Source organism: Stenotrophomonas sp. Marseille-Q5258, assembly GCF_946900935.1.
GTDB lineage: Bacteria > Pseudomonadota > Gammaproteobacteria > Xanthomonadales > Xanthomonadaceae > Stenotrophomonas > Stenotrophomonas nematodicola.
Genome location: NZ_CAMPPN010000006.1, coordinates 128,639 through 143,753, shown reverse-complemented (window position 1 = coordinate 143,753; position 15,115 = coordinate 128,639). Strand labels below are relative to the sequence as shown.

At 68.7% G+C, this 15,115-nt stretch carries 15 protein-coding genes; 11 read left to right on the top strand and 4 right to left on the bottom strand.

The genetic code is table 11. From position 1 onward, the window contains the following. Nucleotides 1–5: 5 nt before the first annotated feature. Nucleotides 6–1,139, bottom strand: coding sequence for a phosphotransferase (locus OC534_RS04835; RefSeq protein WP_153164035.1), 1,134 nt, complete (start codon nt 1,137–1,139; stop codon nt 6–8). Nucleotides 1,140–1,230: 91 nt separating this feature from the next. Further along, nucleotides 1,231–2,613 (bottom strand): PLP-dependent aminotransferase family protein, encoded by a 1,383-nt coding sequence (locus tag OC534_RS04830; RefSeq protein ID WP_262071479.1) that lies wholly within the window; start codon nt 2,611–2,613, stop codon nt 1,231–1,233. Between the two features lie 191 nt (nt 2,614–2,804). Here OC534_RS04830 and cyoA point away from each other — a divergent pair, with 191 nt between their 5' ends. From cyoA to OC534_RS04795, 7 genes are read left to right on the top strand one after another with little or no spacing between them, the layout of a single operon-like run. Next, nucleotides 2,805–3,779 (top strand): ubiquinol oxidase subunit II, encoded by a 975-nt coding sequence (gene cyoA / locus OC534_RS04825; RefSeq protein ID WP_153164037.1) that lies wholly within the window; start codon nt 2,805–2,807, stop codon nt 3,777–3,779. A 2-nt stretch (nt 3,780–3,781) separates the two neighbouring features. Next, complete coding sequence (gene cyoB / locus OC534_RS04820) at nt 3,782–5,761, top strand: cytochrome o ubiquinol oxidase subunit I (protein ID WP_017356211.1); 1,980 nt, start codon at nt 3,782–3,784, stop codon at nt 5,759–5,761. Continuing rightward, nucleotides 5,758–6,396, top strand: coding sequence for a cytochrome o ubiquinol oxidase subunit III (gene cyoC, locus OC534_RS04815; protein WP_017356212.1), 639 nt, complete (start codon nt 5,758–5,760; stop codon nt 6,394–6,396). The genes cyoB and cyoC overlap by 4 nt, the downstream gene beginning before the upstream one ends. Then, nucleotides 6,393–6,731: a cytochrome o ubiquinol oxidase subunit IV gene (cyoD, locus tag OC534_RS04810; protein WP_017356213.1), complete on the top strand. Its 339-nt coding sequence runs from the start codon at nt 6,393–6,395 to the stop codon at nt 6,729–6,731. The genes cyoC and cyoD overlap by 4 nt, the downstream gene beginning before the upstream one ends. Next, nucleotides 6,728–7,210, top strand: a complete 483-nt coding sequence (locus OC534_RS04805; protein ID WP_165699743.1) for a copper chaperone PCu(A)C — start codon at nt 6,728–6,730, stop codon at nt 7,208–7,210. Before cyoD ends, OC534_RS04805 begins: the two co-directional genes overlap by 4 nt. Beyond that, nucleotides 7,207–7,776 carry an SCO family protein gene (locus OC534_RS04800; protein ID WP_229296405.1) on the top strand — a complete coding sequence of 190 codons (570 nt, stop codon included), beginning with the start codon at nt 7,207–7,209 and terminating at the stop codon, nt 7,774–7,776. Before OC534_RS04805 ends, OC534_RS04800 begins: the two co-directional genes overlap by 4 nt. After that, nucleotides 7,773–9,299 carry an MFS transporter gene (locus OC534_RS04795; protein WP_262071478.1) on the top strand — a complete coding sequence of 509 codons (1,527 nt, stop codon included), beginning with the start codon at nt 7,773–7,775 and terminating at the stop codon, nt 9,297–9,299. Before OC534_RS04800 ends, OC534_RS04795 begins: the two co-directional genes overlap by 4 nt. On the opposite strand, the gene OC534_RS04790 is transcribed toward OC534_RS04795, so the two are convergent. Further along, entirely contained in the window at nt 9,259–10,092 is an 834-nt protein-coding gene (locus OC534_RS04790) for a class I SAM-dependent methyltransferase (protein ID WP_262071477.1), read from the bottom strand. The two genes, OC534_RS04795 and OC534_RS04790, sit on opposite strands and share 41 nt — an antisense overlap. Nucleotides 10,093–10,168: 76 nt before the next feature. Between OC534_RS04790 and OC534_RS04785 the strand changes: the two genes are divergently transcribed. Then, nucleotides 10,169–10,564, top strand: coding sequence for a MerR family transcriptional regulator (locus OC534_RS04785; protein WP_017356448.1), 396 nt, complete (start codon nt 10,169–10,171; stop codon nt 10,562–10,564). An 81-nt stretch (nt 10,565–10,645) separates the two neighbouring features. On the opposite strand, the gene OC534_RS04780 is transcribed toward OC534_RS04785, so the two are convergent. Further along, nucleotides 10,646–11,995: an Nramp family divalent metal transporter gene (locus tag OC534_RS04780; protein ID WP_262071476.1), complete on the bottom strand. Its 1,350-nt coding sequence runs from the start codon at nt 11,993–11,995 to the stop codon at nt 10,646–10,648. 162 nt (nt 11,996–12,157) lie between these two features. On the opposite strand from OC534_RS04780, the gene OC534_RS04775 reads away from it, so the two are divergent. The 3 genes from OC534_RS04775 (at nt 12,158) to OC534_RS04765 (ending at nt 15,082) form a co-directional block, all read left to right on the top strand. Further along, nucleotides 12,158–12,931 (top strand): hypothetical protein, encoded by a 774-nt coding sequence (locus OC534_RS04775; RefSeq protein ID WP_136004864.1) that lies wholly within the window; start codon nt 12,158–12,160, stop codon nt 12,929–12,931. A gap of 108 nt (nt 12,932–13,039) precedes the next feature. Continuing rightward, nucleotides 13,040–14,017 (top strand): zinc-binding dehydrogenase, encoded by a 978-nt coding sequence (locus OC534_RS04770; protein ID WP_017356451.1) that lies wholly within the window; start codon nt 13,040–13,042, stop codon nt 14,015–14,017. A gap of 147 nt (nt 14,018–14,164) precedes the next feature. Beyond that, nucleotides 14,165–15,082, top strand: a complete 918-nt coding sequence (locus OC534_RS04765; protein ID WP_017356452.1) for a M14 family metallocarboxypeptidase — start codon at nt 14,165–14,167, stop codon at nt 15,080–15,082. Nucleotides 15,083–15,115 lie beyond the last annotated feature (33 nt).

Sequence of the window (15,115 nt, the reverse complement as noted above, 5' to 3'; positions counted from 1 at the left end):
CGGGTTCAGGCAGCGGCATGCAACGCCGCCAGCAGCGCGGTGCCGCGGGGCGTGCCGAACCACTGCGCATGGCCCAGCAGGAAGGTCCGGTAGGCCACATGTGCGTTGGGCGTGGACCGCGTCACCCCGTGGAAGTACTCCACCTCGGACAGGGCGAAATCCAGGTGCACCAGCGGCAGCAGGTCTGCCAGCAGATGAACGCGTGCCGCCGACAGCGGCAGTACGGCCCGATATCCGTCGACCAGCGCCAGCGCGATATCGGGCCGGACCGGCATCGTGCCGTCCAGGTCCAGCCAGGCGATCGCATTGCGCTCGATCGCGGTGGCGAGGTCGAACAGGGCGCTGGTCGGCGAGGCCAGGCCGAAGTCGAGCACCGTGCCGACCCGGTCGCCGGTGACGTCCTGGTGCCAGAGCAGGTTGGACACGTGCCAGTCGTTGTGTGCCCACAATCGCGGTTCCTGGTCCAGGCGCACGCCCACGCGCGCATGCCAGGGCAGCAGATCGCGCTGCAGATCGTCCTGCCAGGCGGTGCCGGCCAGGTAGTCGGCGAGGGCGGGGCGCTCGTCCAGCTGCGCGGCGAGCGCCGCGAGCGGGTCGCGGGCACGGATCAGGTCGTCGCGGGCCACCAGCAGATGGGTGCCGCGCTGGGCGGCGGTGTAACCGGCAGCGGCCTGGTGCAGTTCTGCGAGGGCGCGGCCGGCTTCACGGGCGTGGCCCACGTCGGTCAGCGGTGTCCAGGACGGTGCGTCGCGATACAGGTCGGCGCCGTGGCCCACACGATGCAGTTCGTACGTCCAGCCGGCATGCTCGACCGCTGTTGCGCCATCCCGGTCACGCAGCAGTGAAGCCACCGGAACGCCCCGAGTGGCGAGGTGGTCGATGAACCCGTGCTCTTCCTGCAGGGTGGCGGCGCTGCGCACGGTGGCGTGGTGCCGCTTGACGAACACCGCATCCGCGCCGCGGCCGACGATGGCCGCAGCGGACAGCGGGCGGGGACTGTGCCACTGCAGCGCTGCATCCCCCTGCAACGCAGGGAAGCGCGTGCGCAGCCAGGCGATCTCGGTCGCGTCGATGGCGGGCCAGTCGGGGGCCACCTCGTCGTTGTCGAGGCCCTGGACGCGGTGGTTGGGAAGGGTCATGGCGTGGCGGTCGGAGACGGTGCTGCGGGGACAGGCCGACGGGCCTGCCGTCGCAGCGGGGGCGCACATGCTACTCCGCCCGGCGCGGTGGTCACACCGTCCATGTCGCTTCCTGGCCCGCAGGCAGGTGCATCAGCTGGTCGAGCTGGCGCAGCGCCCGATGCAGCGCCTGGCGGTCGGCGGCTGCCCCCAGCGAGATCCGTACGGCATCGCTGATTGCCACGCCTTCCGGCGTGAAGGCCGACGACGGCGCGATGCCGAGGCCCTGCAGGCGGGCGGCGTGGGTCAGGCTGACATCGGTCCAGTGCGCGGGCAACCGGCACCAGGCGTGCACGCCGGCGCAGGCCTGCAGAAACCGGGGCGACAGCGCGGAGCGCGCCAGGTAGCGTCGCTCGGCCGCCTCGTCCTGAACCAGCCTGAGCATCGCCTGCGCCGAGCCGTCCAGGATCAACTGGGTGACCAGTGCGTTCATCAGGGGCGGTGCCATCAGATTGACGGCGCGCAGCGCATCCAGCACCGCCTGCCGGGCGACGCCGTCGGGCAGGTGCACGAATGCGGTGTGCAGCCCCGGGCTGAGGCATTTGGACAGGGTGGAGATGTAACAGGTGTGCGCGGGCGCGAGCAGCGCGAGCGGGGCAGGCGCATCCTCGCCAAGCAGCCAGTACGGGTCGTCCTCGATCAGATGCAGCTCCTGCGCGCGCAGCACCTCGGCCAACGCGCGCCGACGGGCGTCGGGCAGCGTGTGTGCGGTAGGATTCTGCGCGGTCGGGTTGAGGTAGACCACGCGCGCGCCGGTGGTGCGGGCAAGCCGGCGCAGCGCGTCCGGGCGCATGCCGTGCTCGTCGCTGTCCACCACCTGCAGACGCCGCTGCAGCACCCGTGCGGCGTGCAGCAGGCCGGGGTACACCAGCGGCTCGCACAGCACCGTATCGCCTGCGTCGGTCAGGGCCAGCAGCAACGCCGACAACGCTGCCTGCGCGCCTTCGGTGACCACCAGCCGTGCCGGCTCGCATCGACCGAGGATGGGTTTCAGCCACTGGGCGGCCGCCAACTGGTCGGCCGCGCTGCCGCCGCCGACGTGGTAGGTCATCAGGTTGCCGGCATCGCTGCGGGTCAGTACCGACGACAGCCCGCGCCGCAGCACCTCGGCCACCTGGCTCCCGCCGGGGCTCGGCGGCAGGTTCATGCTCAGGTCGACCAGCTGCGCCAGCTCGACCTGCGGCGGTGCCACGAACGAACCCAACGGCCCGCGCGCGTCGATCAGCCCGCGCTTGCGTGCCTCGTTGAAGGCGCGGGTGATCGTGGTCAGGTCCACGCCAAGCTCGCTGGCCAGGCTGCGCTGCGCCGGCAGGCGTTGGCCGGGGCGCAGCGTGCCGGACCAGACCGCGCGCTCCAGCGCCTGCACGATGCGCAGGTACACCGGCCCGTGGCCGTCGGCGATGAGGCGCTGCCACTCGGCGGTCGTTGCGTTCATTGCCGCATCTTACCCGCCGCCGCGCAGGCGCCTGCGACAGTGTGTCGCATCATGTATGGATCATGTCGTTGCCTAACGTACGCGGCTGCGGCGGGCACCCCCCATGCATATCGGTCATGCAGGGGGGCGTCCGCCACTTTCCTGTTACGGGCCGCCCCGGCCCGGGTACCGCGTTGGAAGGGCCGTCACGCATGAACCCAGCTATACACACCGCTCGCCGGACGCCATCGTCCGGCCGCCGCAACGCCGGACGATGGTTCGGCCTCGCCGCCCTGCTGCCGCTGCTTTCAGGGTGCAGCAACCTGGAGCTGTTCAATCCCAAGGGCAGTATCGCCGAGCAGGAGATGCAGCTGATCCTGGTCTGTACCGGACTGATGCTGCTGGTGGTAGTGCCGGTGATCCTGCTCACGCTGTACTTCGCGTGGCGCTACCGCGAATCCAACACCCGGGCGACCTACGCACCGGACTGGTCGCACTCCACCGCGATCGAAGTGGTCGTGTGGACCATTCCGTGCCTGATCGTGGTGGTGCTGGGCGTGCTGATCTGGCGCAGCACGCACGCGCTGGACCCGTACCGGCCGATTGCCTCGGACAAGGCGCCGCTGCGCGTGGAAGTGGTGGCACTCAATTGGAAGTGGCTGTTCATCTACCCCGACCACAACGTGGCCACGGTGAACGAGCTGGTGATGCCCGTCGATACGCCGGTGGCGTTCAAGCTGACCTCCGAGTCGATGATGAACGCCTTCTTCGTGCCGCAGCTTGGCAGCATGGTGTACACGATGGCCGGCATGCAGACCCGCCTGCACCTGATCGGTCACACGCCAGGCACCTACGCCGGCATGTCCTCGGCCTACAGCGGCTCGGGCTTCTCGGACATGAAGTTCGATGCACGCGTGGTCACCGAGGCGGACTTCCAACAGTGGCTGGTGCAGGCCCGCGGTACCGGGGAGCACCTGGGCGCGACGCGCCTGGAGGTCCTGGAAACGCCGACCCACGGCGCACCGATGCAGCGCTTCGCCAGCGTCGATGCCGGCCTGTTCTCCAGCGTGGTGCGTCGCTACGGCGGCATGCCCGACGACGAAATCTGCCTGCCGGGCGAGGAGCCTGGCGCCACATCCCAACTGGTGAGCCTGGCCGCGCCTGCCAGCCGTACCGCGGAGAACTGATTGTGCTTGGAAAGTTGAACCTGGAAGCGATTCCCTACCACGACCCGATCATCATGTCGGCACTGGCGGGCTCGGTGCTGCTGGGCGCGGCGATCATCGCGGCCATCACGTACTACAGGAAGTGGGGCTATCTGTGGACCGAGTGGATCACCTCGGTGGACCACAAGAAGATCGGTGTGATGTACATCATCCTGGCGCTGGTCATGCTGGTGCGAGGCTTTGCAGACGCTCTGATGATGCGCGCCCAGCAGGCGATCGCCGCCAACGATGCGGCCGGCTACCTGCCGCCGGAGCATTACGACCAGATCTTCACCGCGCACGGCGTGATCATGATCTTCTTCGTGGCGACCCCGCTCATCGTGGGCCTGATGAACGTGGTGGTGCCGCTGCAGATCGGCGCGCGCGACGTCGCGTTCCCGTTCGTGAACTCGCTCAGTTTCTGGCTGTCGGCGGTGGGCGCGGTGCTGGTGATGGCGTCGATGTTCGTCGGCGACTTCGCCGCCACCGGCTGGGTGGCCTATCCGCCGCTGTCGGGGATCGAGTACAGCCCCACAGTGGGCGTGGACTACTACATCTGGTCGCTGCAGGTGTCGGGTATCGGCACCACGCTGACCGGCCTGAACTTCATCGTGACCATCCTCAAGATGCGTGCGCCGGGCATGGACCTGATGAAGATGCCGGTGTTCACCTGGACCGCGCTGATCACCAACATCCTGATCGTGGCGATCTTCCCGGTGCTGACCGCGACCCTGGCGCTGCTGACGATGGATCGCTACTTCGGCATGCACTTCTTCACCAATGATGCCGGCGGCAACGCCATGATGTACGTCAATCTGATCTGGATCTGGGGCCATCCGGAAGTCTACGTGCTGATCCTGCCGTGCTTCGGCGCGTTCTCCGAGATCATCGCCACCTTCTCCGGCAAGCCGCTGTTCGGCTACCGTTCGATGGTCTACGCGACCTCGTCCATCGGCATCCTGTCGTTCTTCGTGTGGCTGCACCACTTCTTCACGATGGGCTCGGGCGCGAACGTCAATGCGTTCTTCGGCATCATGACCTCGATCATCTCCATTCCTACCGGGGTGAAGCTGTTCAATTGGCTGTTCACCATGTACCGGGGGCGCATCCGCTACCACTCCTCGACGATGTGGACGATCGGCTTCATGGTCACCTTCGCACTGGGTGGCATGACCGGCGTGATGCTCGCCATTCCGGGCGCGGACTTCGTTCTGCACAACAGCCTGTTCCTGATCGCGCATTTCCATAACGTGATCATCGGTGGCGTGGTGTTCGGCTGCCTGGCCGGCATCAGCTTCTGGTTCCCGAAAGCGTTCGGTTTCACCCTCAACGAGCGCTGGGGCAAGATCTCCTTCTGGTGCTGGCTGATCGGCTTCTACCTGGCCTTCATGCCGCTGTACGTGCTTGGCTTCAAGGGCATGACCCGGCGCATGAACCACTACGCGATCGACGGCTACCAGCCGTGGCTGATCGTGGCGGCCATCGGTGCACTGGTGATCGCTGCCGGTATCGCGGCGATGTTCATCCAGTTCTACGTCAGCGTGCGCGACCGCAAGGCCAACCAGGACCTGACCGGCGACCCGTGGAATGCGCGCAGCCTGGAATGGGCGACGTCCTCGCCGCCGCCGTTCTACAACTTCGCCAGGCTGCCGGTGATCACGTCGCTGGAACAGCATTGGGACGACAAGCAGCATGGCCGCGCCTGGCAGCGGCAGGACCACTACGAGGACATCCATATGCCACGCAACACCGCCTCCGGCGTGGTGATCTCGGCGTTCAGTCTGGTGCTGTGCTTCGCGCTGGTCTGGCATATGTGGGTGCTGGCCGGCATCGGTCTGGTCGGTGTGATCGCCACGTTCGTGCTGCGTTCCTATGACCGCGACGTGGACTACTACGTGCCCGCGGCCGAGGTGAAACGCATCGAAGAGGCGCACCTTGCGCAGATGGAAGGAGCCAGGGCATGAGCGGCGATACCCGGAGTGCAGCGCCGCTGCACGAGACACGCGACGTCGGCCGGCACCACGCCGCGCACGAGCACCATGACGACGGCAGCAAGACCGTCGTCGGATTCTGGATGTACCTGATGGGCGACTGCCTGATCTTCGCGGTACTGTTCGCGACGTTCGGGGTGCTGCTCAACGGGACCGCCGACGGCCCCAGCGGCAAGGAGCTGTTCAAGCTGGGGTTCGTGCTGTCCGAGACGGTGGTGCTGCTGCTCAGCAGCTTCACCTTCGGCCTGGCGATGCTTGGCATGCAGGCCGGGCGACGCAACCAGGTGGTCGGCTGGCTCGCCGTAACGGGTGTGCTGGGTGCAGTGTTCATCGGCATGGAACTGTACGAGTTCGCCGAACTGATCCATGAGGGCGCAACCCCGGATGTGAGCGCCTACCTGTCGGCGTACTTCACCCTGGTGGCCACGCACGGCCTGCACGTCACGTTCGGCCTGCTGTGGCTGGCCATCATGATCCACCAGGTCCTGACGTTCGGCCTGGATGGCATCGTGCGCCGCCGCCTGGCCTGCCTGAGCCTGTTCTGGCACTTCCTGGATCTGATCTGGATCTGTGTGTTCACCTTCGTCTACCTGCGGGAGTTCGTATGAGCCACTCTGCTGCCGATGCCGATCACGGCGGTGGCCACGCCACCCTGAAGGGCTACATCGCCGGTCTGGTGCTGTGCCTGGTGCTGACCGGCGCGTCGTTTGGCGTGGTCATGACCGAACTGGTGCCCCAGCCGCTGCGGCTCACCTCCATCGTGGTGCTGTGCGTGGTGCAGCTGGTGGCCCAGCTGGTGCTGTTCCTGCATATCGGGGCTGGCCGCAGCCAGCGGGAGAACACCGGCATCTTCCTGTGCACGGCGTTCCTGATCGCCATCGTGGTGGCCGGCTCGCTATGGGTGATGCACAACGCCATGCTCAACATGATGCCGATGCAATGACGCGCGTGTCTGGCGTCCTGCTCGCGGCCATCCTGACCGGTGCCGGCGTGGTGTGCTCGCCCGGGGATGCGGTTGCCGCACCTGCTGCGGCCCCGGGGATCACCTACGATGCAGCGTGGATCCGGCTGCCGCCGCCGGCGGCGCAGGTCGCGGCGGGCTACATCCAGCTGCACAATACCGGCGCTGACGACCGCCTGGTGGGCGCAACCTGCAAGGACGTCGCGCAGGTGCAGATCCACGCGATGCGCATGGACGGGGATGTGATGCGCATGCACGCATTGCCGGATGGCCTGCCGTTGGCTGCCCGGGCCTCGGCAGCGCTGCAGCCCGGCGGTTACCACCTCATGTTGATGACCCCCAAGCGGCCATTGCAGGAGGGTCAGGTGGTCCGCGTGCTGCTGCAGTTCGAACGCGCGGGAACGCTGCCGGTGGACTTCGTGGTGCGCAACGCTGACGCGATGTCGGGGGGTGCCCGGTGAGCGCGTTGCGGACAGTGGTGCTGGCGGCGTGCGGGGTGCTGGCGGCCTGCCAGGCGGCCGATGCGCCGGTGATGGGGCAGGCCGCGCTGCAGTCGGTGGCATTGCAGAGCAGCGACGGCCGGCGCCTGTCCATCGCCGGGCTGCGGGGCCAGCCGACGCTGTTGTTCTTCGGCTTCACCCACTGCCCCGAGGTGTGCCCGCTGAGCCTGTACAAGGCGGTGCAGTTCAAGCGCCGGCTGGGTCCACTTGGCGACCGCCTGCAGGTGGTATTCGTGACGGTCGATCCGGCACGCGATACGCCGGCGCACCTGCGCGAGTACCTGGCCGCGTTTGATCCCGGCTTCATCGGCCTGTCCGGCGACGAGGCCGGCACCCGTGCCGTGGCTGAAAGCCTGGGCGTGACGTACCGCCGCGTGGGCGAGGGTGACGCGGCGACCTTCGAACACACCGCGTCCTGGTTCCTGCTGGGTGCCGATGGCGCGCTCCAGGACGTGTACGGATACGCGCTGGACGACCGCGAAATCGAAGCGAGGCTGCGCGCGCGCCTGGCCGTGCCGGGCGAATGAACCCGGCAGCGCCGGCACGCGTGGGCGGACCGGATGCGGTGCTGCTGCTGGCATCCGCGGGCTGCGCACTGACCGTGCTGGACACCAACGTGGTGGGCGTGGTGCTGCCGACCATCGCACGGGATCTGTCGGCCAGCTTCGCCGATATCGAGTGGGTGGTGAGCGCCTACGTCCTGTGCTTCGCCTCGCTGCTGCTGCCGGCCGGAACGCTGGCCGACCGGATCGGTCGCCGGCGGCTGTACGTCATCGGGCTCCTGTTGTTTGCGGCGACCTCGGTGGCCTGCGGGGCGGCCGCGAGCGCGCCGGTGCTGTACCTGGCACGGGGCGGGCAGGGCGCGGCGGCGGCATTCATGCTGGCGCCAGCGCTGTCGCTGATCGGCCATGCGCACCAGGACGCTGCGTCGCGTGCGCGGGCGTGGGCGGTCTGGGGCGCGATCATGGGCTTGACGATGGTGCTGGCACCGCTGATCGGGGGTGTGATCGCAACCTGGCTGGGCTGGCGTTGGGCCTTCCACCTGAACCTGCCGCTGTGCCTGCTGCTGGCCGCGATGAGCGCGCGCCGCATCGCCGACTCCTGCGATCCGCAGCGACGACCGCTCGATGTGCCGGGCGTGCTGCTGTTCGCCGGCGCGATGCTGGCATGGACGTGGGGGTTGATCCGAGGCCCTGTGGCGGGTTGGTCGAGCGTGACGGTGCTGCCCTGGCTGTTCGCCGCCGCCGCGCTGGCCGGCGCCTTTGTGGTGGTCGAGCGCCGCCGTGCGCAGCCGATGCTCGACCTGGGCCTGTTCCGGTACCCGGCGGTGGTCGGTGCGGTGGTCGCGATGTTCGCCTATGCCGCAGCGGTGCAGGTAATGGCCTCGCTGCTGCCGCTGTTGCTGCAGAACGTACGCGGCGACAGTGTGCTGGAGGCCGCGCTGCACATGCTGCCGTTTGCGCTGGCCATGCTGTTGATGCCCTTCGCTGGGCGTCGTCTCGGCCGCCGCTGGCCGACCGGCAGGCTGCTGGCGCTCGGCCTTGGTGTGGCGGTGCTTGGCAACCTCGGCATCGCACTGGCGCTGTGGCGGCACAGTGACCTGGGCCTGCTGCTGTCAATGGCGGTGCTGGGCAGCGGGGGCGGGCTGCTCAATGGCGAAACGCAGAAGGCGATCATGAGCGTGATGCCGCCCGAGCGCGCGGGCATGGCCTCCGGGATCAGTACGACCGCGCGGTTCTCGGGCATTCTGCTCGGCTTCGCCACGCTGGGCGCGGTGCTGTCGAGCCAGGTACGCGCCACGGCGGCACAGTCCTTTGCCGAGGCCGGTCACGCCGTGTCGCCGGCCCTGCTGGAGCGCGTGGTGGTGGGCGAGCTGTCGATGGCCGCCGATGGCATGGGGCGCCTGGCACGCCAGGCGTATGCAGGCGGCGCGGTGTATGCGTTCCTGACGGCGGCGGGCATCGCACTGGCCGCACTGGCGCTGACCGGGGTATTGATGCGACCACCGGTCAGGGCGCGCGGGCGTGCAGCGCCCAGCAGGCGGCGGTGAAGGCCACTGTGTCGCCATCGATGAAGGGCGCGAACGCCGCATCCATCGCCGCCAGCACGCGGGTGCGGCGCGCGGCATCGACGTCCGGGCCACGCAGCGCCTGGCCCACCGGCCCCAGCAGGGCCACGTAGCGCGTCAGCTCAGCACGCGTGATGCGGCAGACCACGTCCAGCGGTTCAATCCGGATATCGGCCCAGCCGCTCGCTGCCAGCAGGTCCGCGACCGCGTCGCGGTCGGCGAACGCGAACTGCCCCGGGCCGCCCGTGGGGCGCGGCGGCAGCGGGAGCAGCGGTGCCGCCGCGCGTTCGGCGGTGGTCATGAACGGGTTCTCGGCCGCCGCGCGCCAGACGATGGCGTGCAGGGCGCCGCCGGTGCGGGTGGCATCGCGCAGTCCGGCAAAGGCACGCTGCGGATCGTCAAAGAACATCACCCCGAAGCGTGACACCACGCGGTCGAGGCGGGCGGCTGGAAAGGCATGGCGCTGTGCGTCGGCGACCAGGAAGGTTGCCGCCACGGCGTCGTCGCGCGCCCTTGCGCGTGCGGTGTCGATCATCGGCGCGGAGATGTCGACGCCCGTACAGTGGCCATCGGTGCCCAGCCGGCAGGCAATTGCCAGGCTCACCGCGCCGGTGCCGCAGCCGACATCGAGCACCTGCCAATCCGCGCCCGGCGGGACCGCATCGGCGAGCACCCGCGCCAGGGGCGCGAACATGGCGTCGAGCAGGCACTGTGCCTGCACCCACGCCTGGCCGGCCGGGCCATTCCACAGCGCGTGTTGGGGGGTGTCGGTCATCGCGGACTCGCTTCGGACTTGCCAGCAGGGGAGGGAGCCCGCACTGTGCCACTTCAAGTGCACATGAGGTCAAGCCATGCAGGAAATGGATATCGCCGAGGTCGCTCGCCGCTCGGGACTGGCGGCCTCGGCACTCCGCCACTACGAGAGCGTGGGACTGATCCGCGCGATCGGGCGGCGCGGGCTGCGCCGGGTGTTCGATGCCGGCGTGCTGGAGCAGTTGGCGTTGATCGCACTGGGGCGCGCGGCGGGCATGACCCTGCAGGACATCGGTGCGCTGCTCGGCACGGCAGGGGCGGGCGGCTTCGACCGCGCGCAGCTGAGCGCCAGGGCTGATGCACTCGACCGCAGCATCCAGACCATGATCCGCGTGCGCGATGGTCTGCGCCACGCGGCCGCGTGCCGCGCCTCCAGCCATCTGGCGTGTCCGCGCTTCCGCGCCTTGATGCGACGCGCGGCGGGACCACGCTGACGCTCTGCTGGCGGATCGGTGTACTCACCACCCGGATCGACAGCGGCGTGGGTTGGCGGCACGGGTACGACCGCACGCTGGTCAGCCTGCCAGCGTATCCACCAGCAGCTTCACGTTGAGCACCACAATCACCGCTGCGATCACCCAGGACAGTGCGATCAGCCAGCGCGGGGCGACCAGCACCCCCATTCGGGTCCTGTCGGATACGAAGCGGACCAGCGGAATCACCGCAAACGGCAGCTGCATGGACAGCAGTACCTGGCTGAGCACCAGCAGCCGCGCGGTGCCCTGGTCGCCGTAGAGGGCGGTCACGACCACCACCGGGACGATGGCGATGCCGCGGGTGATCAGCCGGCGCGCCCACGGCGCGATGCGCAGCCGCAGAAAGCCCTCCATCACGATCTGGCCCGCCAGCGTCGCGGTCACCGTGGAGTTGATGCCCGAGGCGAGCAGGGCAACGGCGAACAGCGTGGAAGCCAGTCCCACGCCCAGCATGGGTGCCAGCAGCTCATGGGCCTGCTCGATGTCCTGCACGTCGGTGCGGCCGTGTGCATGGAACACGGCCGCCGCCAGGATCAGGATCGAGGCATTGATGAACAAGGCCAGCATCAGCGCCAGGGTGCTGTCGGCCACCGCCCAGCGCAGCGCACTGCGGCGGCCGGGGTCGGTGCGTGGATACGCGCGGGTCTGCACGATCGAGGAATGCAGATACAGGTTGTGCGGCATCACCGTGGCGCCGATGATGCCGATGGCCAGGTACAGCGCCTGCGGGTTGGTCACCACCTCGGCATGCGGGATGAAGCCGGCCAGCACGGCCTGCAGCGGCGGCGCGGCCAGCACGATCTGGACCGCGAAGCAGCCGAAAATCACCAGCAGCAGCGCGATGACGAACGCTTCCAGTGCGCGGAAACCGCGATGCATCAGCAGCAGCACCAGCACGACGTCCACGGCCGTGATGACCGCGCCGGCAAGGAGCGGAATGCCGAACAGCAGCTTCAGTGCAATGGCGGTACCGATGACTTCGGCCAGGTCACAGGCGATGATCGCCATCTCGCACAGCAGCCACAGGCCCAGGTTCACCGGCCGACTGAAATGGTCGCGGCAGGCTTGGGCAAGGTCGCGGCCGGTGGCGATGCCCAGCCGCGCCGACAGGCCCTGCAACACGATCGCCATCAGGTTGGACAGCAGGATCACCGACAGCAGCAGGTAGCCGAACTGCGCGCCACCGGCGATGTCGGTCGCCCAGTTGCCCGGATCCATGTAGCCCACCGACACCATGTAGCCCGGGCCGAGGAAGGCCAGCAGGCGGAACCACCAATGGCCCCCACTCGGCACGGCCACGCTGGCGTTCATCTCACCCAGGCTCGGGCTGTGTCCGGGCGTCGCCGGCCAGGCGGGGTCTGCAGAAGCGGGGAGGCGAGGGCGGTCCATGCCTCAATATAGCAAAGGCTATATTAGTAAGTAATTGCAATATCAGGCCGTATCGCCTCGTGAACCGGCCACGCCGGAGAGGGGGTGGGCTCTGGCGGGCAATGCCACCGTCTTAACCGCAGACCGCGTATCGTCATCGCTCTTTCGTTGAGCAGGTGATGCATGCGCTGGATTGTGTTGTTGGCCGCAATGGCCATGCCGGTCGTCTCGTGGTTTTCGCAGTCCGGCATGTTCGGTCCGACCAATGGCGCCATCTCCGACCGCTATCCCACCCTGCTGGTGGCGGCCGGTTACGCCTTTGCGATCTGGGGCCTGATCTTCCTGTGGGATGTGGTGTTCGGGCTGTGGCAGCTGCGTCGGCGCAAGCCCGATCTCGATGGCGTGCGCGGCTGGGCGGCCGCCGGTTTCGCGCTGACCGCCGCGTGGATGCCGGTGTTCTCCAACCAGTGGTTCCTGCCGGCGCTGGCCATCATCTGGGCTGCCTTGATCTGCCTGCTGGTGGCTGCGTTCCGCGCGTCGCCGCTCAACGCCAGCGGCGCCCAGCGCGCCTGGGCCGCCTACCCCCTGGCGCTGCATGCGGGTTGGTTGAGCATGGCCGCCTTCCTCAACACCGCGCAGGTCATCGTGGCCTACCAGTGGTTGCCCACCCAGAACATGTTCGGCTGGAGCGTGGTGCTGCTGGTGATGGCCACGCTGCTGGCGTGGTGGGCCAACCATCGCCTGCGCGGTCATTTCGCCTATCCGGCCGCCGTGGTCTGGGCGCTGGTGGGCGTACACATCAAGCAGTCCGGCTGGACCCTGCCGGGTGCGGACAGCATCGCCGTGCTTGCGTTGGCAGCCGGTGCGCTGCTGGTCCTGCAGACCCTGCTGCTGCGGTCACGCGCCTGGCGCCATCCGGTGCCGGCGGTCGTCGCAGCGCACCGTCACCGGCGCTGAGCGCAGCGCCGTCTTCCATCCTTTCAGGAGATCCCCCATGACGATCCCGCTCCGTGTTGCACCGTTCCCCACCCCGCGCGACGCCGCCTGCCGCGTCGGGAGCCGCTGATGCGGGCGGCCCTGCATGACCGTTTCGGCGAGCCGGCCGATGTGCTGCGCTGCGACCAGGCCCGCCTGCCCGAGCCGGACACGGGCGAGGTACGCATCCGCACCGTCCTGGCCCCCATCCACAACCACGACCTGTGGACCGTGCGCGGGCGCTACGGCTACAAGCCGCCGCTGCCCGCCATTGGCGGCAGCGAGGCAACCGGCGTCATTGATGCCCTCGGCGCCGGTGTGGAAGGACTGCAGGTTGGGCAGCGGGTCAGCGCGGCCTCGGTGCACGGCACCTGGGCCGAGGCCTTCATCGCTCCGGCACGCATGGTCATTCCGATGCCCGACGCGATCGGGGACGAGGTGGCCGCGCAATTGATCGCCATGCCGCTGAGCGCGCTGATGCTGCTGGAGTTCCTGCAGGTGCGGCCGGGTCAATGGATCCTGCAGAACGCGGCCAACGGCGCGGTGGGCAAGGCGCTGGCGATGCTGGCCAAGGCGCGCGGGGTGCACTGCGTGAACCTGGTGCGTCGCGATGACGGCGTGGCCGACATGGCGGCGCTGGGCATCGAGCACACCGTCTCCACCGCACGCTCGGACTGGATGGCCCAGCTGCAGACACTGGTGGGCGAGCAGTCCATCGCCGCGGCGGTCGACTCGGTCGGCGGCCGGGCCAGCAGCGAGCTGATGACCCTGCTCGGCGACGGCGGCACGCTGGTGTCGTTCGGGTCGATGAGCGGCGAGCCCATGCAGCTCAATTCGGGCGACGTGATCTTCAAGCAGGCCACGGTCAAGGGCTTCTGGGGCAGCAAAGTCAGCCAGGCGATGGCACCGGACGACAAACGGCGTCTGGTCGGCGAGCTGCTGCAGCTGGCGGCCAACGGCGGCCTGAGCCTGCCCGTGGAAGGGGTGTACGGTCTGGAGGACGTGGCCGCCGCGGCGCGTGCCAGCCTCGAAGCGGGTCGCAGCGGCAAGGTGCTGCTGCGGCCCTGAGTCGGGCCGCGGACGGGGGTGAGGAAAGCGTTCGTGACCGCACGCGCGTTGGGGTTCCGTGCGTGGCTGGCTCGCCCGCGCCTGTGCCGGCCGCTGCGGTGACGATGATAAAATCCGCGTTTCCCCGCCACCCGACGCGAGCACGCCATGAACGACGCCACCTTCTACCCGATCGGCACCCCCGGCCAGCCGTGGGGGGCCGCGGAGAAGGCGCAGTGGCGTGCGCGCCAGGTGCCGCAGCGGCGCTATGCCGATGACGTGCTGCCGGCGGTGGAGGCCCTGCGCGATACGTTCGATGTCAGCCAGTACGGCACGCTCGAGTACGCGCCGGACCAGTACCCGCTGTTCGCCGTGCGCAGCCGCGACTGGAACCCGTCGTTGCCCACCATGCTGGTCACCGGGGGCATTCATGGGTACGAAACCAGCGGCGTGCAGGGCGCGCTGCAGTTCCTGCAGACGCGTGCTGCCGGGTACGCAGGCCGTGCCAATCTGCTGGTGGTGCCGTGTGTGAGCCCGTGGGGCTATGAGCGCATCCAGCGTTGGAACGCCGATGCGATCGATCCGAACCGCTCCTTCGTGCCCAACAGCCCGGCCGCCGAATCGGCGGCGTTGACCGCTCTGGTCGCGCCGTTGCGCGGCAGTATCGTGATGCACATCGATCTGCATGAGACCACCGACACCGATGAAACCGAGTTCCGCCCGGCGCTGGCCGCGCGCGACGGCAAACCGTTCGAGCCGGGCCTGATCCCGGACGGCTTCTATCTGGTCGATGACACCGAAAACCCGCAGCCGGCCTTCCAGACTGCGGTGAATGCAGCGGTGGAGCAGGTGACCCATATCGCACCGGCCGACGACAAGGGCGAGATCATCGGCTCGCCGGTGGTGGCGCCGGGGGTGATCGAGTACCCCCTGAAGAAGCTGGGCCTGTGCGCCAGCGTGAGCGGCGCCCGCTACACCACCACGACCGAGGTGTACCCGGACAGCCCGCGTGCCACCCCGCAGCAGTGCAACGATGCGCAGGTGGCGGCGATCTGCGCGGCGATCGACTACGCGCTGACGCACTGAAGGCACCGCTGCGTCGCCGTGGGTGCGATCCAG

Bases quoted from the DNA above. Each gene is read 5' to 3' on its own strand.
- OC534_RS04835 (WP_153164035.1), bottom strand. From the start codon at position 1,139: ATGACCCTTCCCAACCACCGCGTCCAGGGCCTCGACAACGACGAGGTG.
- OC534_RS04830 (WP_262071479.1), bottom strand. From the start codon at position 2,613: ATGAACGCAACGACCGCCGAGTGGCAGCGCCTCATCGCCGACGGCCAC.
- cyoA (WP_153164037.1), top strand. From the start codon at position 2,805: ATGAACCCAGCTATACACACCGCTCGCCGGACGCCATCGTCCGGCCGC.
- cyoC (WP_017356212.1), top strand. From the start codon at position 5,758: ATGAGCGGCGATACCCGGAGTGCAGCGCCGCTGCACGAGACACGCGAC.
- cyoD (WP_017356213.1), top strand. From the start codon at position 6,393: ATGAGCCACTCTGCTGCCGATGCCGATCACGGCGGTGGCCACGCCACC.
- OC534_RS04805 (WP_165699743.1), top strand. From the start codon at position 6,728: ATGACGCGCGTGTCTGGCGTCCTGCTCGCGGCCATCCTGACCGGTGCC.
- OC534_RS04795 (WP_262071478.1), top strand. From the start codon at position 7,773: ATGAACCCGGCAGCGCCGGCACGCGTGGGCGGACCGGATGCGGTGCTG.
- OC534_RS04790 (WP_262071477.1), bottom strand. From the start codon at position 10,092: ATGACCGACACCCCCCAACACGCGCTGTGGAATGGCCCGGCCGGCCAG.
- OC534_RS04785 (WP_017356448.1), top strand. From the start codon at position 10,169: ATGCAGGAAATGGATATCGCCGAGGTCGCTCGCCGCTCGGGACTGGCG.
- OC534_RS04780 (WP_262071476.1), bottom strand. From the start codon at position 11,995: ATGGACCGCCCTCGCCTCCCCGCTTCTGCAGACCCCGCCTGGCCGGCG.
- OC534_RS04775 (WP_136004864.1), top strand. From the start codon at position 12,158: ATGCGCTGGATTGTGTTGTTGGCCGCAATGGCCATGCCGGTCGTCTCG.
- OC534_RS04770 (WP_017356451.1), top strand. From the start codon at position 13,040: ATGCGGGCGGCCCTGCATGACCGTTTCGGCGAGCCGGCCGATGTGCTG.
- OC534_RS04765 (WP_017356452.1), top strand. From the start codon at position 14,165: ATGAACGACGCCACCTTCTACCCGATCGGCACCCCCGGCCAGCCGTGG.